The organism is Sorangium sp. So ce295 (assembly GCF_051527405.1).
Taxonomy (GTDB): domain Bacteria; phylum Myxococcota_A; class Polyangia; order Polyangiales; family Polyangiaceae; genus Sorangium; species Sorangium cellulosum_B.
Map to the genome: position 1 here is coordinate 3,080,924 of NZ_CP150324.1, position 19,209 is coordinate 3,100,132.

Sequence of the window (19,209 nt, forward strand, 5' to 3'; positions counted from 1 at the left end):
GCCTTTGTCTCCGCGTCCCGGGGCCGCGGTCCGTCACCGCTGCCGCTCCTCCTCGTCCTCGTCGAACAGCGTGCCTACCTTCAGCACGATCGCATCGAAAGGCTCGGGCCTGACCCGATCCTCCCGCTCGGCCGCCAGCACCAGCAGATATCCCTCTGTCGTCCACCGGTAGACCATGAGCGTCTCCGTCTCGGGGTCGACGATCCAGTAGTGGGGCACCTTGCAGCGCTGGTACGTTCGAAGCTTCTTGAACAGATCGTTGCGGCTGTTCGACGGCGATAGCACCTCACATACCCAGTCCGGCCGTACCCGGATGGGCACCTCGCGAGGCAGCTCCGGCAAGCGCTCGCGCAGCCACCCCGTCACATCGGGACGGTAGACCTCATGGGTTTCCAGCTCGACCTCGACCTCGGTTGCGAACCATAAGCCTCCGGGCCAGCGGCCGCCGGGCCGCCGGTCATAGGGTCCGCTGATCCGGCTCCCGATCCGCAGCTGGGCGCGCCCGTGCGGGCCGCTCGGCATGGCCTTGCGAACGAGCTCGCCACCGATGACCTCGTGGAAACGCTCGCGCTCGGGGATGGCCAACAGATCGTCCGCGGTGGCGAGGCGACGGGCGGAAGCGGCTCCGGACATGCCCGCAGGATAGCGCTGGCGGCTCTCGAGGGCACCACAGGCGTCGCCGACGCGTCACTGCGACCGACCAGAAGGCGAGGGTGCCCGCCCCTGACGAGCTCGCCGGGGAAGCTCGCCGCAGTCCTACGGGAGCCAGCTCGACGCGTGCTCGCGCGCGAACTCGGCGAAGGAGCGCGGCCGAGCGCCGGTCACGTCGAGCACCGCATCGCTCCGCTTCGGCCGGCGGCGACGAGGACGGCGTAGTCATGGGCGCTCTTCGATACCGCTTCGTTCGGATGCACGCATACGAGCCCGCGCCAGTCGGCGGGCGCCTGATCGTCGATGAGGATGTTGGGCTTGGGGAGGAAGCCCATGAAGCAACGCTCGATGCCAAGTTCACGCGCGGAGTTTTCGGCGTAGTCGGCGCCACCCGTGCTCCAGCAATACAGCATGAATCCTTCTTCATGGAGCTGGCGCACGTGTTCGACGACCGCCGGCATCGGGATCCGTTTCGAACCGAAGGAACGGACGAGCGTATCGTCGACGTCGACATAGGCCACGAGGTGTTTTGCGTTCATGACAACCTTCCGTCTAGCCCGTGACGCACGCGAGCGTCAAGGTGCTTCCCTGGAACGGCCAGAACATGCGTGAGCTCGTCTAACGGCCCAGGCTTCGGCCGTGCGAAGGGCGGTCTGAGGCAGAGCAAGAGAGAGAGTACACAGGGAGGCGGGGAGGCGGGGAGGCGAGAGAGTACACAGGGGGACGGGAAGGCGAGGGATGTATCAAGACCAAGGTGGAGAGGCGAGAGGTGGAGACCATCAACCTGATGGTTCGAAGGACTGAGCCCCATCCCCCACCTCCCCGCCTCCCGGCAGGTGCCCCCAGCGCTTCGAGCTCACCAGGGTCGCTCGTCAGGACTGGCAGGATCGCGCTGTCATCCGCCGGAGAGCCGCGCCGCGAGCTTGCCAAGCGCCTCCGGGGTGCCGCGGACCGTGACGGAGACCGCGTCGCCGTACTCCTCCCGGACCACCTGGAGCCGATCGCGCAGCTCGGCGAGCACGCCGTGACGATCGTAGGGAATCGAGACGGTCTGCTCGACGAGGTGCTGCGCGAAGAAGGTCTCGATCCGCGCCCGGAGCGCGTCGCCGTCCCGGTGATCGAGGGCGCTCATCAGGAGCGCGCCCGGGTGCTCGCGGGCGAGCGCGTCGCGCTCCTCGCGCCCCAGGCGGTCCGCCTTGTTGAGCAGGAGCAGCGCCGGCGTCTCCGCGGCGCCGATGTCCGCGAGGACCTGCTCCGTCACGCGGATCTGCGAGCGGAACGCCGGATCGGCGGCGTCGACCACGTGGAGCAGGAGCCACGCTTCCCGCGCCTCGGAGAGCGTCGAGTGGAACGAGGCGACCAGCGCATGGGGCAGCCGGTGGATGAACCCCACGGTGTCGGCGACGAGCACGGCCGGCGTCGCCGGCGGCGAGAGCTGGCGCACCGTCGTGCCGAGCGTGGCGAAGGGCCTGTCCTCGACGAGGACGTCGCTGCCCGTCAGCTGGCGCATGATCGACGATTTGCCCGCGTTGGTGTAGCCGACGAGCGCCACCCGGAAGCTGTCTGCGCGGGCGAGGCGGCGCTGCTCGGCGCTCGCCTTGAGCTGCTCGAGCTCCCTGCGCGCCGCGGCCATCCGGTCCCGGGCGCGCTGCTTGGCGAGCTCGACGTTCGTGTGGCCGCGGGAGGCGCGGCCGCCGCCGCCTTCGCGATCGCCGAGCGTGTGATCGTCGCGGATCCGCGGGAGCTCGTACTCGATCCGGGCGAGCTCGATCTCGAGCCTCGCCTCGCGGGTGCGGGCCCTCGACTCGAACACGCGCAGGATGACGGCGGTCCGATCGAGCACATCGACGCCGAGCGCCGCCTGCAGGTTCCGCAGCTGGCCGGGGCTGAGCTCGTCGTCGGCGACGACGACGAGGCGCTCCGCCGGCTGGGACGCCGCGCGGTCGGCCCGGCGCGCGTCCGGTCCCCTCGGGACCTCGCCTGTGCCGCCCGTGAGGGCGGCGAGCTCGCGGAGCTTCCCCTCGCCGAGATACGCTGGGGACGAGCGCACGCTCCTCTTCTGGACGACCTCCGCGACGGCGGTGATGTCGAGGCCGAGCAGCAGCTGCTTGAGCTCGGCGAGCGATCGATGAGTATCGGCCTCTGCGGCCTCCGGGAGCTGAACGGCGATGACGATCGCCTTGTGAACAGGGGAATTGCGGCACGCGCGGGTTGAGCGCTTCGATGCAGGCATGACACGACCTCCGGCGAACACGTCCGAGGAGGTCGTCGAGCGCTGAGCAGGAGCAGATGGCGGCGAGGGCTACCCGATGGCGCTCCCCCGCGTCTGCGCGCGCATCACGCCCCCGACCTCCGACAAGGGTTCAGGGACGGGTCGACAGCGCGGCAGACCACCGCGCCTGCGCGGAACGCGCGGGGCGCGGCGTGGGACGCGCTGTCCTGCTCAGCGCAGCCGGAGGGAGGCGGTGGCCATGAGCTGAACCTATCGTATCCGGTGACCAGGGACAACCGGCGAGCGCGCCCGCCGCACCAGCTCGGATTGTCCTCCACGATGAAGTCGAACAGCGCCGTTCCGGTCCTGGTCTGGAGGTCGCGCTTCAGCTCCTCGATCGCCGCCTGGATGCGCTCGAGCAAACCCGCGACGATCGCCGGGTCTTCCTCGACCTGCGCGTCGACGTGGGGTCGGTCACCCCGGCTGCGTCCGCCTCCGGCTTGCCTTCGCCCCTCCCGCTCGGTAGCGTCGGTCCCGGGTAGATTTTGGTGCCGGCCCCGATCGTCGTCGACATCGCGTCGGGCCCTGCCGTGCATGGCGAGCTCCCGGCGCTCCTCGTCGAGGCGTGCTCCCGCGCCGCCGGCGGCGGCGGGTGCGCGCTCGGCGACCCGACGCGCGCCGGGACCCCGGTCCGGGCGCTCGCCGTCGTCTGGCTGGACGGCCCGGACTACCGCCGCCTGCGGGTCGACGTCGCCTCCGTCGGCGCCCCGGAAGGCACGCTGTCGTCGCGCGAGATCGAGTTCCGCGAGGAGGATCCGCTGCCCGACCGCTACCGCACCGCGGGGCTCCTGGTCGCGGCCCTGGCGTCGGAGCGCGCCGGCGCCCCGGCGCCGCCCGAGCCGACCGGCGCGGCGGCGGCCGACATCGAGCCGGCGGTCGCCGCCGCGCCGCCGCCGCGCCCGCTGGGCTGGTTCCTCGCCGCCGGCGGGCTCGTCGGCAACGGGCTCGATAGCGGCCCCGCCGGCGCCGCGGGCCCCGCCCGCGCCGGCGCCTGGGTCATGGCCACGGCGCTCGACCGGCGCTCGGGGTTCTTCGGGACGCTCTCGGCGTCCTATGCCACGGCCCTGCGCGAGCCGGCCCCGGGGCTGTCCGTCCAGTGGCTCGCGCTCGGGGGCGGCGGCGGCATCGCCGCGCCCATCGTGCCGCTCGACGCGCTCGTCCGGGCGAGGATCGAGGCCGCCGCCGACTGGGTGATCGCCTCCCCGGTCGACCCGAAGAAGCCCGAAGAGACAGGGCACGCGTGGACCCTCGGGACCCGCACGGCGATCGACGTCGTATGGCCGGCCGAGGGCAGCGTGGCCCTCTTCGGGAGCGCCGAGGCGTTCGTGCGGATCCACCAGACCGACCTCCGCGTCCGCCCGAAGCCCGAGGCGGCGCTGCCGAAGGGCGGCGTCACGGGGATGCTGGGGGTGCAGCTGCGCCTGCGCTGATTCCGCGTGTCGGAGACCTCGCCAGAGAAACCGGCGGATGGCGAGCGGTCGCCGAAAACTCAAGCGCGCCGCCGTGGGCGAGCGCATCTGCACCGAGTCGGAGTGGACGCTGGCCTGTGAGGGCCCCGAGCTCAAGCCGTTCCCCTCCGGGTACTCCCGCGATGCAACGAAGTGCAACGGTATCCACCTCGCAACCAGCGCCGCCCGAAGATCGACACGCACGACGAGGGCTCTACTAGTATTTCCTGAGCCTCCGCTGCTGCGCTGAGCCCGACGGCAAGGCCACCGACCCACGGACGCCGCGCCGGAGCCGGCGAGCCAACCTGCTCGCGCGCCGGTCCACCGCGGTGATCCCTCACATCGCCGACCCGCTCTACCGGGGCCGCGGTCACCAAACGCGGCGGCGGCCCCGCCACGATCAGCACCCGCACCCCCCACGCGGGCAACCTCGCCGTCGCGATCCACACGGCGACGGAGGACGCGGGGATACGGCGCAGCGCCGAGGAGATGAGGAAGCGAACCCGGCAGGAGGACGGAGCGGGGAGGACGGCGGAGCTGATCGAGCTCCATCCGCAACGTCAGCGGGTGCGCACGTGCTGCAACGCCCACGCAAACGGTGCATGCGCTCCAGGGTCGCCGGAACGTGCAATGGCAGAGCAGCAGCGATGGCACGCCCGTTGCGATTAGCTTGCCGATAGGAGAAGCATGATGAATCCATCAAATAATACCCGGTTGAGCCTGGTCACCGGAGCCACCGCAATCGTCATGCTCTCGGCGTGCGCCGTACCGCAGACACCGGTGTACGATCCAGACCGGATGGCGGGCTACCGCTTCTGCCAGGAACTCTCCGACCGCGGGGAGGACCTCTCCACGTTACAGAGCTCCATCGGCTGGGGTCTTGCCATTGGCGCGATCGGCGCGATCACGACCGGCACCATCCTGACAGCCGTCAACTCCGCCGAAGATGGTAGTACGACGGGCCGTATTGCAGGGATGAGCCTCACCACGGGCGGCGTGGCGCTGGTGCCGCTGGCCTACGGAGCGTTTGCACGGGCGGATGCCGGGACGAGGATGGGGGTCGCCGCCGACATGTCTCTTAGCCAGAAACTCCATGACAGGGATGCATACGACGCATGCGTCGCAGCAAAGGCGGACTGGCTGGGCACACGCAGCGACTCGAACGCGTTCGCACTCCAAGCTCTCACGAGAGCCAAGGAGATTGAGAGCAGGGATAACGGTGATAATCCAAGAGTCGAGAACTCAGAGAGTACGGCCGAGGCCGACAAAATTGGAGCAGAGGCCGCCCGGGCGAACGCAGACGCAGATGCAGATGCAGACAAGTTGAAGGACAAGACCCCAGGGATCAAAGCCCAAGCCGAAATCCCCCAGCAGGGAGCTGCTCCGCCGAAGTCCAACCCGCAGAAGGGTCAATGAACGCTCAGCATGCGTAGGGAGGACTGTCGGTCGTTGGCGGGAAATCTTGACAGGTCGGAATGGCTTTGCGCGGGCTATCCTCTTCATCGACGAGCAGCGCCGATGACGGCTGGCGCACCCGTGGCTGGTCGAGGAAGCGTCCTCGCCATTGGCACCGGCGCCGCCGGTCCCCGTGATGGCAGATCCGCCGCCGGTCCCCGTGACGGCGGGTCCGCCGCCGATACCGCCCGAGGTGTCGTAGGGGGCGAGCTAGACGGAGCCGCGGGCGGCGAGGGAGGCGACGAGAGCAACGACATAGAGGAAAGAAGCGATGATGGATCGGGGCATAGGATCCTCCGTCCGCCGGAGATGTCCGCCAGACGGAGGAACTATGGGAGCGGGCGGCGGGGGTGCTCCTTGATCATGCTCAAAGAGCCCTGGGGAGGCCGGGCGGCTCAGATCACCTCTTCGTGCGCCCCGAGCTGGCCCGCGATGAGCTCCGCATACAGGCCCTGCTGCGCGAGCAGCTCGGCGTGTGTCCCCCGCTCGACGAGCCTGCCCTGGTCCATGACCAGGATGACGTCCGCGTCCCGGATCGTGCTCAGCCGATGGGCGATGACGATGCGCGTGCAGCGGAGGCTCGCGAGCTGCTCTTGCACCTTGCGCTCGGTGATTGCGTCGAGCGCGCTCGTGGCCTCGTCGAGCAGCAGGATGGCCGGCTCGCGGACGAGCGCGCGCGCGAGCGCGACGCGCTGCCGCTGACCGCCGGAGAGCGACCCGCCCCCGTCGAGCAGGAGCGTCTCGTAACCCATCGGCATCTCCGCGATCTCGTCGTGGATCTGCGCCCGCTCCGCCGCGCGCTGGACCGCCTCGAAGGGCAGGTCCGGATCGGAGAAGGCGATGTTGTCCCTGATCGAGGTGCCGAACAGATAAGGGCGCTGGGAGACGATGCCGAGCTGCCGCCGGACCGAGCGCAGCTCGAGCTCGCGCAGGTTGGCGCCGTCGTAGAGGACCCGGCCCGAGGAGGGCACGTAGAGGCCCAGGAGGAGGCTCGCCAGCGTCGATTTGCCCGACCCGGAGCGCCCCACGATGGCGACGAGCTGGCCGGGGGCCACGCGCACCGAGACGTCGTCGACGACGAGCGGCTCGAGCGGCCCGTAGCGGAACGACACCCGATCGAGCTCGATGGCGCCGCGGAGCTGGTGTGGCGCGCGCGCGGCGGTCGGCTCCTGCTCGACCGGCGCCCGGATCACCTCGTCGATGCGCTCAGCGTAGCCATCCAGGAGCTGGAGTTGTGCGGCGGTGGCGACGAGGCTCGACAGCGGGTTGAGCAGGCCGACGGCGAAGGTGTTGAGGGCCAGCATCGATCCGAGCGAGAGCGCGCCGCTCAGGACCTGGCTGGCGCCGATCAAAAGGACGATGAGCGGCGCGCCCATGCTCACCGTGGCGCTCACCGACTCGGACAGGGCGCTGAGCCGGCCGCTCCGCAACGAGGTGTTGAGGACCTCGACGAAGAGGTCCGACCAGTGGACCTCGGCCCGCTGCTCGCATCCCATGCCCTTGAGCGTCTCCATCCCCGCGAGCATCTCGATCTGATAGCCCTGGAGGCGCGCCTGCTTCGTGAGCAAGGTGGCGTTGATCTCCTTCTGCTTCGGGCGCACCAGCAGCACGGCCGCGATCTGGAGCGCGCCGAGCGCGATCACGACGGCGCCCAGCGTGGCGCTCACCAGGAGCAAGAGGACCAGGTACAGGAGGACCATCGCTCCATCGAGCAGCGCCGAGAGGACGCCGGCGGTGAGGATCTCGCGGATGGTCGTGTTGCTGTTCAACCGCATCATGAGATCGCCCGCAGATCTTCGCTGAAAGAAGGCGTAGGGGAGCGAGATGAGGTGGTCGAGGAAGCTCGCGGTCATCCTTGCGTCGAAGACCGCGCGGAGCTTCAGGAGCAGGTGCGAGCGGACCATCGACGCGAGGAAATGAAAGCAAACGATCGAGGCCAGCCCGGCGGATACGACGAGCAGCAGGTGGCGATCGGCCCGGGGCACGACGCGGTCGACGACGGCGCCGGTGAGCAGGGGAAAGGCGAGCGCGAGCAGCTGGAGGAAAAAGGAGGTGGTGAAGATGCGCGCCCAGCTGCCGGAGGCGAGGAGCACCTGGTGGACCGGGCGGCGGCCCTTCGCCGCGGCGCCCGGCTCGAACCGCTCCGAAGGCTCGAAGACGAGCGCGACGCCGGTGAAGAGGCGGCTCACCTCCTCGAGCGGCACCCGGCGGCCGCCCACCGCGGGATCCACGATGTCCACCCCGCGCCCGACGAGCCGCTCGAACACGACGAAGTGGTTGAAGTCCCAGTGCAGGATCGCCCCCGGGGCGAGGTGCGCGAGCGCCTCGAGCTTCAGCTTCACCGCGCGGGCGCGGAGCCCGAAGTGCTGCGCGGCCTGGACGATCTTCCGCGCGGTCGTGCCGTCGCGCCCGGCCGCGAGGACCCCTCGCACATCGTCGCGGGCCACGCTCTTTCCGAGATAGGCGAGCACCATCGCGAGGCAGGCCACACCGCACTCGGTGTCGGTCAGCTGCTGCACGAACGGGATCCGCCTGGGTCGCGCGGTCATCCGGAGCCGCTTGAAGGCCGGCAGCCGGGCCACGAGCCCGCCGGCGTCGCCGGCAGTGCTCATCGGCCGCCTCCGTCGAGCAGGCGGAGCCCGGGGATCAGCGCGACGAGGAGGCTCTCGGAGCGCACCTTCGCCTCGGCGACGCCGCTCATCCCTGGATAGAAGTCGAGCGACCGCCGGTCTACACGGAAGCTGCCGGAGGGGAGGCACGCCTCGACGAGCACGACGGGGCCGTCGGTCTTCACCGTATCGGCGATGGGCTGGCGCAGCGACCGGCGCACCTCGCCCGGGCCGATGAGCTCGGTGCCCACGGACGCAATCTCGAGATCGAGGTAGGCGTAGCTGTACCCGGTCACCTCGAAGCGGAGCGGCATCCCCGGGCGGAGCTGCGGGCGGTACTGGCCCGGCAGCATGGCCACGACCGAGCCGCGCGCGTCGTCCCCGAGCAGCGTGAGCACCACATCCCCCGCCTCGAGGCGCTGTCCGCTGCGGATGCGGAGATCGCCGGCGCGCCCCGCGTGCGGCGCGCGGATCGTCTTCTCCTCGAGCTTCACGGCGGCGAGCTCTCGCTCCGGGCGCAGCGACGCGAACGCCTGCCGGGCGGCCTGGTCGGCCGGGTCGCGGAGCAGCTTGACGAGCTGGAGGTCGAGCTCGCGCTGGAGACGGTCGAGCTCGGCCGACTCGCGCGCGGCCTCGAGGCGGACGAGCGGCTGTCCTGCCTCGACGCGCTGTCCGGCGCGGACCTCGATCGCGCTCACCGAGCCGGCCACGGCGGCGGTCACATCGCTCCGGCCGGCGATCTGGACGACGGCGGGCCCGCTCGCGATCTGGTGGACCTGGGCGGCGGCGCAGAGCAGGAGCGCGGCGGCGAAGGCGAGCAGCACGAGCCAGTACGCCCAGCCGGTCCAGGGGGAGGCGAGGGCGAGCACCTCGCCCTCGGCGCTCCTGCCGGCCGCGATGAACTCGAGCGCCTCGGGGCGGAAGATCCTGGCGGCGCGGCTCACGGCGCGTCCTCGGCTGGCCAGACGCGCGTCATCTCGCCGGCCACGAGCAGCTCGCGCGGCGCGTCGCCGGGCTCGATGCGCGCCTCGACCACGAGGGCCCGCGACAGGGCGTCGATCTCCGGAGCCATCGTCTCGACGGTGCCGCGGAGCTCGAGGCCGCCGGCGCGGACGCGGACGCTGGCGCCCTCGTCCACCTCGCCCCGGTGCTCCTCCGGGACGGCGAAGCGGACGAGCAGCCCGTCGTCGCTGATGAGCCGCAGGATGGGCATCGTGGTGTTGACGCTCTCGCCCGGCTCGGCGTAGCGGGCCACGACCCGGCCGGCGAAGGGGGCGCGGATCTCCGCGTCTGCCTCCGCGCCCCGGAGGGCCGCTGCGGCGACGGCGGTGTCGGAGCGGAGGGTCCGGAGATCGAGGGTCGCGAGGAGATCCCCGGCGGCGACCCGATCGCCGAGGCGCACGTGCACGGCGCGGAGGCGTCCGTCGTTGCGCGCGGCGAGGTTGACCGATCGATGCGAGAGGAGGACGCCGACGAAGCCGCGATGAGCGAGCCGCGGCCTCTCGCTGGTATCCCTGGGAGATACGGTGCTGGCCGGGGTGGCCGGCAGGGCCGCTGCGCGGAAGGCGCCGAGATGCGGCTGGAGGGCTGCGACGTCCGGCGCGCGCAGGCCGGCCAGGGCGAGCGCGCCGGCGAGCGGGACCGAGAGGGCAGCGCCGGCGATGACGAGCTGCTGTTTCCTGTAGGGCCAGAGCATCGTGGCCGGGGCTGCAACGCATGTGCCGGCGTGCGCGCGCTGGAGAGCGCCAGTCGTGGAGGGCGCTGAGCTCATGAGTTGCTCAATTGCGCAACGGGTTGCTCACGTTCACGGATGACGCCGCGCTCGGCCGGCCAGAGCGCCCGCGGGTGTAAGCCGGCCTGCTGGGCCCTGCGAATACGGGGATCTGCGGCGCGCGGCGCGAGCTTCGATCGCTGGCACACGGCTCGCTAGGGGCGCCGCCGCCGGGTCGAGGTGACCCGGCAGAAAGGGAACAACCATGATGGACAAGTCGATTGGAGCGGCCGAAGAGGCTGTGATGGAAGCTGAAGAGGACGTCGTGGAGCTCCAGCTCGAGCTCGACGATCTCGACGTCGTGGCCGGCGGGGCGCGGCCGCCGACATGCGCCAAATGCTATTTTAGCTTCTACGGCTTCAAACCCCGGTGAAACGCGGTATCCCGGCGCCGCCAGGCTCTCCCGGGCCTGGCGGCGCCGGGAGCTGGAACGACCCTGCTGGTCGAACGGCACATCGCACTCAGGAGATTGCCCATGCAGAAGGACAACCCAGTGTCGCTGGAGGACATCGAGGGAACGCTGGCCGAGAGCCGCCCCTTCGGTGATTGCGACTATATCCATCGGTGCACGTGGCGCCATCTCGAGCGCCGGATCGAGATGTTGAAGGAGCAGGTCCCGTCGGCCGGGGCGCTGCTCGACGCCGTCCGCGGCGCGAGCCTGGAGCGCCGGTACCGCGTGCTCGGCGACGCGGCGGTCCGCGGCGCCGTCCACGGCGCGCTCGCTCACTACAAGCTCGATATCGAACATCCTCGCGCAGACGATCTCGATGCGGTGTTCCGCGACGCCCTCCCGTTCCTCGCCGTGCAGCGGGGCGACACGCCGTTCGGCGCTGCCGACCGCGGCGCCAGGCGGCTCGGCGAGGCGCATCACCATGGCTGGATTCACGGCGGGAAGCTCGAGGACACGAGCATGACTCGGAGCTTCACCGCGCTCTGGGAGAGCGCACGTACGGACGTCGTGCCCAAGGAGCCTACCGAGCGGGAGCAGCTCGCCCTGCGGGACGGCGTGAGGCTCCTCGAAGCGCTCCTGCCGCGGCTCGCGCGCAGCGCGCTCGCGCATACCCACTGGGTCGTGGTGGCCGATGCGCTGCAGTCCTCCGTGCCTTGGTCGGCCGGTTTCTCCTCGATGACGGCTCCTGGCATCTTCGGGGTCATCTGTCTTTCTCCGCGAACCCTGAAGACGGCCTGGTCGGTTGCCGAATACCTTCTTCACGAGTCCTTGCACCTGAAGTTTATGGACATCGAGCAGACGCACTCGATGCTGCGGCCAGGCTACCGAGTCGACAGCTCTCCGATCATCCGCCCCGCCTGGCACCGGATCGAGCCGGACGGGTTGCATGACTGGCGCGTGCACCGGTGCCTCACGGTCATGCACGTCTACACGGCGCTGGCGCTCTTCTTCCGCGCCGTGGAGCAGCGCGCCGCGGAGCTCGAGGGCGCATTCGGCCCGCTCGGCGGCCTCGATCCCGTGCTCGAGGCGCGGCGCTCGTTCGACAGGGCCCGCTTCCTCGGCCGCGAGCTCGAGCGGCACGAGGGCGAGCTCGGCGCTGCAGGGAAGAGGTTCGTCGCATGGCTGAGGCAGACCCTGGACGCGTTCGATCCATGCCCTGCGCCGGAGGACTCCGATGCCCACCTTCTGCTCGATCTGTACGACCGAGAGGCCGCGAGCCTCCGGAATGAGCTCGCCGCACGGGGAGCTCCGCCGCCCTCCGTCGCTCGACTCGTGGACGCCATCACGGTGCGGGACGTGGCGAAGGCGCGGGAGGTGCTCGCGGCGCTCGGCGAGGAGCCGCCTGTCCGGCCTCGCGTTCCCGAAGAAAACCTCCCTCCGGCGGCGCGGTTGTGGGCGACGCGCGCGTGGGTGACGGCGCAGCTCCGGCCAGCGTTCACCGGGGCGGGCGCCCCCGCGCGCGCAGGCTGGGGAAAGGCTGCGGCGCTCGTCCGCGAGCTGCTCGACGGCTCCGGCGGCGACGTTCGCGCGCTCTTCGCCGAGTTCGCCGCGCGATGACAGCGAGGGGGAGCCACCCGAGCGCCCATCCCAATGGCCGCGTCCGGAGGGGCTATATCGAAGGACCGCGTTCCCTCCACAGCCTGCGGGGCGAGGCTATTTGGAGGCGCGCCGGGCGCCGCCGGGCGCTCTCGAGCGCGGGCGCGGGCCGCCCTTCGCCGCCCGCTTCGGCTTCGGCGCGTCCGCTCGCGGGAGGAGGTTCTCCCCTCCCCACGCCATCACCGCGTCGATGAAGGCGCGGAGCTGCGGCGGCATGAACTCCCGCTCCACGTAGACCACCGCGATGTGCGAGTCCGCCTGGATCGCGCCTGGCAGCACGTGCAGGAGGGCGCCGCTCTCGAGGTGAGGGCGCACGACCTGCTGCGGCAAGAGCGCGATGCCGAGGCCCTGGAGCGCGGCGTCGCAGAGCAGGAGGAGGTCGTTCGTGAAGAGCGCGCCCTCGACCTGGAACTTGCCGCCGGAGGACGGCCAGTGCGTCTGCGGCAGCTCCCCCCGGGCGAAGCCCATCATGCAGCGGTGGCTCCGCAGATCACGGCGCGTGCGCGGCGTGCCGCGGGCCTCGAGGTACGCGGGCGAGGCGACCGCGAGGAGCGGCATGCGCGCCAGCGTCCGGGCGACGAGGCCGGGCTCGAGCGCGCTGCTCGCGCGGAGCGCGACGTCGTAGCCGCCGCGCTGGAGGTCGACGTGCTGGGTCGTGCTGTGGACGTGCAGGCGGACATCGGGGTAGCGCCGCGCAAAATCGCAGAGCATCGCGCTGAAGCTCGTGTCCACCATCGGCGGCACCGAGACGCGCAGCTCGCCGCGCACGGCGCCGTCGGCCTTGCGCACGCTCGCCTCGGCGTGATGGACGGCGTCGAGCACGACGCGGGCGTGGCGGTAGAGCGCCTCGCCCGCGTCGGTGGGGGCGAGGCTGCGCGTCGTCCGGCGGAGCAAGCGCACGCCGAGCCGCTCCTCCAGCCGCGCGAGGCGGCGGCTGATGGTGGCGCGAGGGACGCCGAGCTCGGCGGCGGCGCGGGACAGGGATCCGGCCTCCACGGTCTTCGAGAAGGCGAGGAGCTCGGAGGTCTCGAGGGGTTCGTCCATCTGGATCAAATCCTGGCAGGTGCTTCCAATTGTTGATGCATTGTTGCAGGCGTGTCCAGGCCTCAGAATGTTCGCTCATGAACGACAAGGCACGCACCATCGGCTACTGGATCAGCCGGCGTCGGCGAGCACGCGCTCGCGACCTGAGGCGGGATCTCACGGCACGACTCGCCTCACCTCACCCACGTACCACCGAGAGAGCATCATGAGCGACCAACTCCTCCAGCAAGTCCTCCTCGAAGCCCGCACGCACAATGGCTGGCTCGCCGAGTCCATCGACGACGCGACCCTGCACCGCCTCTACGAGGCCCTGCGCCTCGGCCCGACGGCGGCCAACAGCGTGCCGGCGCGGCTCGTCTTCGTGAAGAGCCCTGAGGCCAAGGAGCGCCTGCGCCCCTGCCTCGCGGAGGGCAACGTCGAGAAGACCATGAGCGCGCCCGTCACCGCGATCATCGCCTACGACACGCGCTTTCACGAGAAGATGCCGAAGCTCTTCCCGGCGCGCCCGACGATGGGCGAGGCCCTCGCCGGGATGCCGCCGGAGCAGCGCGACTTCTTTCTCCTCCAGAACGCCTCGCTCCAGGCCGGCTACCTGATCCTCGCGGCCCGCGCGCTCGGGCTCGACTGCGGGCCGATGGGCGGCTTCGACCGGGAGAAGGTCGACGCGGCGTTCTTCGCCGACGTGCCGTGGAGATCGATCCTCCTCATCAACCTGGGCCACGGCGACCCGGCGAAGCTCTACCCGCGCAACCCCCGCCTCGATTTCGAAGAGGCCTGCCGTATCGCGTAGTCGCCGAGGATCTCGCGGCGCTCGGGGTCGAGGTCCTTCACGCGGAGCTCGGCGCATTCAAGCAGACGGAGGCCGGCACATCCCCGGATCAAGCCGCGCCCCTCCGGACCAGGGCCCGCAGGCGCGGCGAGAGGGCGCGGCCCGAGAAGAAGAGGTCGCGGAACCAGCGCTGCGCCGGGTCGTCGTCGTGGCGCTGCGACCACACGGCGACGACCTGGGCGGCGGGCAGCTCGAAGGGGGGCGCGAACACCCGAAGCCCGAAGAGCTCGCGGGCGCGGTGGGCGACGCTGCTCGGGATCGTGCAGAGGAGGTCGGAGCTGCGCACGGCGAGGGGCGCGGACATGAAGTGAGGCAGGCGCAGGGCCACGCGCCTGGTCTTGCCGAGGCGGGCCAGGGCGCGGTCGACGGCGCCGTCGCGGTGGCCCTCGACGCTGACGAGGACGTGGCCGAGGGCGACATAGGTGTCGAGATCGAGGCGGCGCTTGATCGCCGGGTGGCCTTTACGGGCCATGACGGCGAAGGGATCCTGGTAGAGCGGGGCGCGGCGGAGGCCGGCGGCCGGCACCGGCTGCGAGGCGCCGAACAGGGCCAGATCGATGTCGCCGAGGACCAGCGCGGGGGTGACGTCAGGGGAGAAGCGCTCGATCTCCAGGCGGACGAAGGGGGCGTGTTCGCCCAGGTGGTCGAGCACGTCGGGCAGCGTCGTGAGCTCGAAGTAGTCGACGGTGGCGACGCGGAAGGTGCGCGCCGAGGTGCGCGGATCGAAGGGCTCGGGGGAAGCGAGGGCGCGGCGGAGCTGCTCGAAGGCGGCGGGCAGGGCCGCGCGGAGCTTCTGCGCGCGCGGCGTGGGGGTGAGACCGCGGCCTAGCGGGACGAGGAGGGGATCGCCGAAGAGCTCGCGCAGCCGCGCGAGGGAGTGGCTCATCGCCGACTGGCTGACGTGGGCGCGGCGCGCCGCGGCGCTGACGCTGCCCTCGACGAGCAGCGCCTCGAGGGCGGGGAGGAGGTTCAGGTTGATGCTCCGGACATCGATCTCGCTCATGCCTGGCATGAGATACATCCCATTTTCCTCATGGGTCCAGCGGCGCATGCTGGGCGCCTATGAGAGCGTGCGATGTCGAGGTCATGGTGACGGGGGGTACGGGGTTCATCGGGCGCTGGCTGTTGGCCGAGCTGACCCGGACGAAGGCCGTGGCGGCGCCGGTGCGCCGGGCGCGGCAGCGGGCCGCCGAGCTTTCCGCGTTCGTCGACGCGCACGGCGGCGATTCGCGGCGGCTCCTGGTGGTCGAGGGCGATGTCGAGGCGGCGTCGCTCGGTCTGTCGGAGCGCTTCGAGCAGGTGCGCGACGTCTATCACCTGGCGGCGCGCTTCGCCTTCGGGCTCGGCGTGCAGGAGGCGCGGCGCTGCAATGTCGAGGGCTCGCTGCACGCGGCCGAGTGGGCGCTCGGGCGGCCCCACCTGCGGCGCTTCGTCTACCTCGGCGGCTACCGCATGATGCACGCGAGCGCCCGGCCGGGCGCGGAGAGCGTGCTGACCGAGCGAGCGCGGGACCGGCTCTACCGCCAGCACGGCGCGTACGAGGGGTCGAAGCACGAGTCGTTCCTCGCCGTACGCCGCTTCGCGGCCGAGCGCGGGCTGCGCTGGACGGCCGTGCATCCGAGCAGCGTCATCGGCGACTCGCGCACCGGCGAGACCACGCAGCTCACGGGCGTCGGCGAGATGGTCGAGCAGCTCTGGCGGGGCCGCCTGCCGGCCCTTGTCGGCAGCGAGCGCACCTTCCTGCCGCTGGTGACGGTCGACTACCTGGCGCGCTTCCTCGCGAGCGTGCCCGAGCGCCTGGAGACCGCGGAACAGGACCTGTGCGTCCTCGACCAGGCGACTCCGCGCCTGCCCGCGCTGGTCCGCGGCATCGCCGCCCACCTGAGGCGCAGCCCCCCGGCGTGGATGCTGCCCCTCGGCCTGGTGCGCCTGCTGCCGGAGGCGCTCACCGGGGTGAAGCGAGAGAGCCTGTCGTTCCTCGCCGAGGATGCGTATGACACGAGCGCGGCCGAAACCCACGCCCGCGCGGTCGGTCTGGTGATGCCGCCGTTCCACACCAGCGTGGAGCGCTGGTGCGACTACCTGGTGGCGACGCGCTTCGGCGCCACACCCGCGAATGCGCCCGACCGCCGGCCGGCTTCCTCCGTCGCCTGATCCGCGATCGGGGCCGCCGCCGGCGTCTCGGCGCCGCTCGCGCCCGGCCGCCTCAACAACGCCGAGCGCGCCCGCGCTCGGGACGCCGATCAAGCGCGCTTGCGTCGCCTGAAGGCGAGTCCGCCCGCGGCCGTCATGAGGAGTAGACCTGGGCGCCCAGGTGCCTGGCCACCCGGCATCGAGCATTCGCACCCACCGTCCTCCTCGGGCGTGCCAGCGCCGCCGGCACCGGCACCGTCGCTGGATGCGCTCGTCTCACCGCCTGATCCCTGGCCGGCGGAGCCGCCCATGCCCTCACCACCAGCGCCATCCAGTCCTCCGGCGCCGCCGTCGCCTCCCGCGCCGCCGTCGCCGCCCGCGCCGCCGTCGCCGCCGCCGCCGCCCGCGCCGCCGTCGCCGCCGCCGTCGCCGCCCGCGCCGCCGTCGCCTCCCGCGCCGCCGTCGCCGCCCGCGCCGCCGTCGCCGCCCGCGCCTCCGTCGCTGCTTTTGACAAACGTCACGAACGTCTGCGAGCGCCCCAAGGAGAACGTGGTCACGCTGCTCAGCGTCTCGTCGGTCTGAATGACACCGCTGAATCGGCTGCCCACGACGATCTTCCCGTCATCGTTGAGATCGAGATCCGAGAGGCTCCCGAGGTCCGCGATGATGCTGGCCACCAGCGCCCCCTCCGGATCGAAATGATAAATGCTCCCGTCCCAGGAGGCGCCGAAGACGTCTCCGGTGGCATTGACGGCGATCCCGCGGCAGGGGAAGGCCAGGTCGAAGGTCCGCACGCGCATGAGCGTGGACGGCGCATAGACCTCGACCCTGCGCTCCCCCGCGAGGACGTACAGCAGGCCGTCCAGCCCGAGCGTCAGATCGATGGGTGCGCTCCCGCTCGCGAAGCTGGTTGCGGTCCCGGTGGCCAGCTCGAACCGGACGACCCCTGTTGCGGGATCCCCCGCCGTCGACATGTTGGTGACGAAGGTGTAGCCGCGGAAGGTGGCGATTCCGCCGTAGGAGACATTGTTGGCCGTGCTCCACTCCGGGGCGGTCAATGCGGACCAGGTCGCGCCCACGGGGTCGAGGATGCTCAGGAACGGATCGAACGTCCCATCATAGGTGTGGACCAGCCCGGTCGCGTCCACCACGAGATCGCGGACCCACTCGGTTCCCGGCCGCGCGCCGCCGCCGCCGTAGGGCACCGCGAACGTTTGAACCACGTCACCTGCCGTGGTGCACTCGATGATCATGTTGTCCTGCGATACGAGCAGGTTCCCCTCCGTGAGCGGGGCCGCGCCGGCGCTCGCGGAGGAGACGGAGAAGACAAGCGCAGTGACTGCGGCGTGCAGCGTGGGAAGGCCTTGGCGAAGATGCATCACTTTCATCCTACCGGACCTCGTGCCTCACGTCCGCAGGTTCGCCATGGCGTCGCCATGCAGCATCGCGGCGAGAGGGGCGTCGCCTGCGCACGCCGCCGCGCTTGCCCCCCGGCACAGGGGATCACGCGTCCGGTCGTCGGCCGTCGCCGATGTAGAGCGGCTCGTCCCCGGGCCGGAGCTCGATCGGCCGCGGCGACGCGCGATCGCCGTCCCGCTCGTCGTTCGCGTCGAGCCCGATCGAGGCGGCGGCGGTGCCCGCGACGAGCACGGGCTGCCCCACCTCGATGACCGTCTCCCGATAGCGGACCGCGCCGTGAAAGCCGGCGAAGAACGACGCGCGCTCGCGGCCGTAGCGCTTGCGAAAGGTGCCGAGGCGTTCGTGCGGATCCATCGGACCGACCTCCGCGTCCACCCGAAGCCCGAGGTGGCGCTGCCGAAGGGCGGCGTCACGGGGATGCTGGCGGTGCAGTTGCGCCTGCGCTGATTCCGCGCGTCAGAAACCCGCCAGAAACACCGATCGATGACGAGCGGTCGTCGGAAACAGTAGCAATTTTTATGGTTTCCGCCTGTTTCGACGCCGAGGGCGGCTCCGGTGTGGCCGAGCGGGGCGCCCTCCGCCGTAGGGCGATGGCGCAGCGCCGGGCAGCTCATCCGGAGGCGGGGACAAGGAGCGTCACATCCGCCCGCAGGGACGGCAAAAGCTGCCCGAGCATCTGCCTGCCGAGCGCATTGAGCTGTAGCCGCCGGAGCCTTTCACCTTTCACGCTCGACGTCGAGACCCACCCATCCGCTACGTTTGCATCTCCGCCGGCGGCGTGCCCGGCGGTTTCACTGCTCGACGCCCTCAAGCGTGTGGCAGCCATTGCACGAGAAGTCGCCGGTGTTGGTCATCGGGTCGTACGCGGCGATCTGCAGCACATCGGCCATCCGAGGCATGACCGTCTCGAACATCCATGTGCCCCACCGCTCGGTCTCCGGATCCTTCACGTACTCGGCGAACGCCTCCTCGGTGGCGGGGAGCGGGGGGAGGTCGGGGCTCGGCATCGCGAAGGTCCCGTCGGCCGCGCCGCTGCCGTGACAGGTCACGCACGTCATTCCCTCGAACTTCGCGTCGAACGCGACGAAGGTCTCCTTCATCTCCGGCAGGACGACATCCTCCATGAACGCGAAGCGCTGATCGAAGCTCATGTCCTCCCACGCGACGGGCGCGTCGTCCTCCTCACCCCCACATGCAGCGACGATCAGGCACATCGCGATCAAGACGCGCTTCATGACCATATTCCTTCTCCCTTCGTGACAGCTCGTGCAGCGTCTCATCCGGCGGCTCGAACCGCTCTTCCCGGTCGCGGCGGCGACGAAGGCCGCATGCCCCGAGCGCCGCCGCCGTCCCCGGCGACAGCCGGCGTCATGATCGCGACCGGCTGTACCCCATAGACCCCGCTGCCCGAGGAAACTCATCGCTGAAAAATACGCGGGGGAGAAAAATCGAACGCCCATCGGCCCAGACCGCTATTATGTAATTTGAAACACAAGAAAACACGACCATCGCGGCCAGCGGCCTCAGTCCT

17 protein-coding genes are annotated in these 19,209 nt (G+C 70.9%); 6 read left to right on the forward strand and 11 right to left on the reverse strand.

Annotated features, from left to right (window positions below):
• Positions 1-33: 33 nt before the first annotated feature.
• The 3 genes from WMF11_RS11905 to hflX all read right to left on the reverse strand — a co-directional run bounded on the left by WMF11_RS11905 (position 34) and on the right by hflX (position 2,884).
• The gene (locus tag WMF11_RS11905; protein WP_437977538.1) at positions 34-633 is read right to left on the reverse strand and encodes a Uma2 family endonuclease; all 600 of its coding nucleotides are present in this window, start codon (positions 631-633) and stop codon (positions 34-36) included.
• Positions 634-821: 188 nt separating this feature from the next.
• Positions 822-1,190 carry a DUF705 domain-containing protein gene (locus WMF11_RS11910; protein WP_437908527.1) on the reverse strand — a complete coding sequence of 123 codons (369 nt, stop codon included), beginning with the start codon at positions 1,188-1,190 and terminating at the stop codon, positions 822-824.
• Positions 1,191-1,546: 356 nt separating this feature from the next.
• Positions 1,547-2,884, reverse strand: a complete 1,338-nt coding sequence (gene hflX / locus WMF11_RS11915; RefSeq protein WP_437977539.1) for a GTPase HflX — start codon at positions 2,882-2,884, stop codon at positions 1,547-1,549.
• A 527-nt stretch (positions 2,885-3,411) separates the two neighbouring features.
• Between hflX and WMF11_RS11920 the strand changes: the two genes are divergently transcribed.
• Together WMF11_RS11920 and WMF11_RS11925 are read left to right on the forward strand one after the other, a co-directional pair.
• A complete protein-coding gene (locus WMF11_RS11920; RefSeq protein ID WP_437977540.1) occupies positions 3,412-4,353 on the forward strand; it encodes a hypothetical protein in 942 nt (313 codons plus the stop codon).
• 705 nt (positions 4,354-5,058) lie between these two features.
• Entirely contained in the window at positions 5,059-5,787 is a 729-nt protein-coding gene (locus tag WMF11_RS11925; protein WP_437977541.1) for a hypothetical protein, read from the forward strand.
• 434 nt (positions 5,788-6,221) lie between these two features.
• On the opposite strand, the gene WMF11_RS11930 is transcribed toward WMF11_RS11925, so the two are convergent.
• From WMF11_RS11930 to WMF11_RS11940, 3 genes are read right to left on the reverse strand one after another with little or no spacing between them, the layout of a single operon-like run.
• The gene (locus WMF11_RS11930) at positions 6,222-8,438 is read right to left on the reverse strand and encodes a peptidase domain-containing ABC transporter (protein WP_437977542.1); all 2,217 of its coding nucleotides are present in this window, start codon (positions 8,436-8,438) and stop codon (positions 6,222-6,224) included.
• On the reverse strand, positions 8,435-9,379 hold the full coding sequence (locus WMF11_RS11935; RefSeq protein ID WP_437977543.1) for an efflux RND transporter periplasmic adaptor subunit: 945 nt from the start codon (positions 9,377-9,379) through the stop codon (positions 8,435-8,437). The genes WMF11_RS11930 and WMF11_RS11935 overlap by 4 nt, the downstream gene beginning before the upstream one ends.
• Positions 9,376-10,206, reverse strand: a complete 831-nt coding sequence (locus WMF11_RS11940) for an efflux RND transporter periplasmic adaptor subunit (protein ID WP_437977544.1) — start codon at positions 10,204-10,206, stop codon at positions 9,376-9,378. Before WMF11_RS11940 ends, WMF11_RS11935 begins: the two co-directional genes overlap by 4 nt.
• A 205-nt stretch (positions 10,207-10,411) precedes the next feature.
• On the opposite strand from WMF11_RS11940, the gene WMF11_RS11945 reads away from it, so the two are divergent.
• On the forward strand, positions 10,412-10,579 hold the full coding sequence (locus WMF11_RS11945) for a hypothetical protein (protein ID WP_437977545.1): 168 nt from the start codon (positions 10,412-10,414) through the stop codon (positions 10,577-10,579).
• A gap of 102 nt (positions 10,580-10,681) precedes the next feature.
• On the forward strand, positions 10,682-12,214 hold the full coding sequence (locus tag WMF11_RS11950) for a hypothetical protein (protein WP_437977546.1): 1,533 nt from the start codon (positions 10,682-10,684) through the stop codon (positions 12,212-12,214).
• A gap of 96 nt (positions 12,215-12,310) precedes the next feature.
• On the opposite strand, the gene WMF11_RS11955 is transcribed toward WMF11_RS11950, so the two are convergent.
• Entirely contained in the window at positions 12,311-13,297 is a 987-nt protein-coding gene (locus WMF11_RS11955) for a LysR family transcriptional regulator (RefSeq protein WP_437977547.1), read from the reverse strand.
• A 205-nt stretch (positions 13,298-13,502) separates the two neighbouring features.
• Here WMF11_RS11955 and WMF11_RS11960 point away from each other — a divergent pair, with 205 nt between their 5' ends.
• Complete coding sequence (locus WMF11_RS11960; RefSeq protein WP_437551946.1) at positions 13,503-14,087, forward strand: malonic semialdehyde reductase; 585 nt, start codon at positions 13,503-13,505, stop codon at positions 14,085-14,087.
• 88 nt (positions 14,088-14,175) lie between these two features.
• Here the strand turns inward: WMF11_RS11960 and WMF11_RS11965 are convergent, their stop codons facing one another.
• The gene (locus WMF11_RS11965) at positions 14,176-15,129 is read right to left on the reverse strand and encodes a LysR family transcriptional regulator (RefSeq protein ID WP_437977548.1); all 954 of its coding nucleotides are present in this window, start codon (positions 15,127-15,129) and stop codon (positions 14,176-14,178) included.
• 59 nt (positions 15,130-15,188) lie between these two features.
• Between WMF11_RS11965 and WMF11_RS11970 the strand changes: the two genes are divergently transcribed.
• On the forward strand, positions 15,189-16,280 hold the full coding sequence (locus WMF11_RS11970) for an SDR family oxidoreductase (protein WP_437977549.1): 1,092 nt from the start codon (positions 15,189-15,191) through the stop codon (positions 16,278-16,280).
• 89 nt (positions 16,281-16,369) lie between these two features.
• Here the strand turns inward: WMF11_RS11970 and WMF11_RS11975 are convergent, their stop codons facing one another.
• The 3 genes from WMF11_RS11975 to WMF11_RS11985 form a co-directional block, all read right to left on the reverse strand.
• On the reverse strand, positions 16,370-17,638 hold the full coding sequence (locus WMF11_RS11975; RefSeq protein WP_437977550.1) for a hypothetical protein: 1,269 nt from the start codon (positions 17,636-17,638) through the stop codon (positions 16,370-16,372).
• Between the two features lie 124 nt (positions 17,639-17,762).
• Positions 17,763-18,032, reverse strand: coding sequence for a hypothetical protein (locus WMF11_RS11980; protein WP_437977551.1), 270 nt, complete (start codon positions 18,030-18,032; stop codon positions 17,763-17,765).
• A 437-nt stretch (positions 18,033-18,469) separates the two neighbouring features.
• Complete coding sequence (locus WMF11_RS11985) at positions 18,470-18,913, reverse strand: hypothetical protein (protein WP_437977552.1); 444 nt, start codon at positions 18,911-18,913, stop codon at positions 18,470-18,472.
• Between the last annotated feature and the right edge of the window lie 296 nt (positions 18,914-19,209).

Coding starts and splice junctions, on each gene's coding strand:
- WMF11_RS11925 (WP_437977541.1), top strand. CDS start 5,059: ATGATGAATCCATCAAATAATACCCGGTTGAGCCTGGTCACCGGAGCC.
- WMF11_RS11950 (WP_437977546.1), top strand. CDS start 10,682: ATGCAGAAGGACAACCCAGTGTCGCTGGAGGACATCGAGGGAACGCTG.
- WMF11_RS11985 (WP_437977552.1), bottom strand. CDS start 18,913: ATGAAGCGCGTCTTGATCGCGATGTGCCTGATCGTCGCTGCATGTGGG.
- WMF11_RS11945 (WP_437977545.1), top strand. CDS start 10,412: ATGATGGACAAGTCGATTGGAGCGGCCGAAGAGGCTGTGATGGAAGCT.
- WMF11_RS11905 (WP_437977538.1), bottom strand. CDS start 633: ATGTCCGGAGCCGCTTCCGCCCGTCGCCTCGCCACCGCGGACGATCTG.
- WMF11_RS11965 (WP_437977548.1), bottom strand. CDS start 15,129: ATGAGCGAGATCGATGTCCGGAGCATCAACCTGAACCTCCTCCCCGCC.
- hflX (WP_437977539.1), bottom strand. CDS start 2,884: ATGCCTGCATCGAAGCGCTCAACCCGCGCGTGCCGCAATTCCCCTGTT.
- WMF11_RS11970 (WP_437977549.1), top strand. CDS start 15,189: ATGAGAGCGTGCGATGTCGAGGTCATGGTGACGGGGGGTACGGGGTTC.
- WMF11_RS11980 (WP_437977551.1), bottom strand. CDS start 18,032: ATGGATCCGCACGAACGCCTCGGCACCTTTCGCAAGCGCTACGGCCGC.
- WMF11_RS11910 (WP_437908527.1), bottom strand. CDS start 1,190: ATGAACGCAAAACACCTCGTGGCCTATGTCGACGTCGACGATACGCTC.
- WMF11_RS11960 (WP_437551946.1), top strand. CDS start 13,503: ATGAGCGACCAACTCCTCCAGCAAGTCCTCCTCGAAGCCCGCACGCAC.
- WMF11_RS11930 (WP_437977542.1), bottom strand. CDS start 8,438: ATGAGCACTGCCGGCGACGCCGGCGGGCTCGTGGCCCGGCTGCCGGCC.
- WMF11_RS11975 (WP_437977550.1), bottom strand. CDS start 17,638: ATGCATCTTCGCCAAGGCCTTCCCACGCTGCACGCCGCAGTCACTGCG.
- WMF11_RS11955 (WP_437977547.1), bottom strand. CDS start 13,297: ATGGACGAACCCCTCGAGACCTCCGAGCTCCTCGCCTTCTCGAAGACC.
- WMF11_RS11940 (WP_437977544.1), bottom strand. CDS start 10,206: ATGAGCTCAGCGCCCTCCACGACTGGCGCTCTCCAGCGCGCGCACGCC.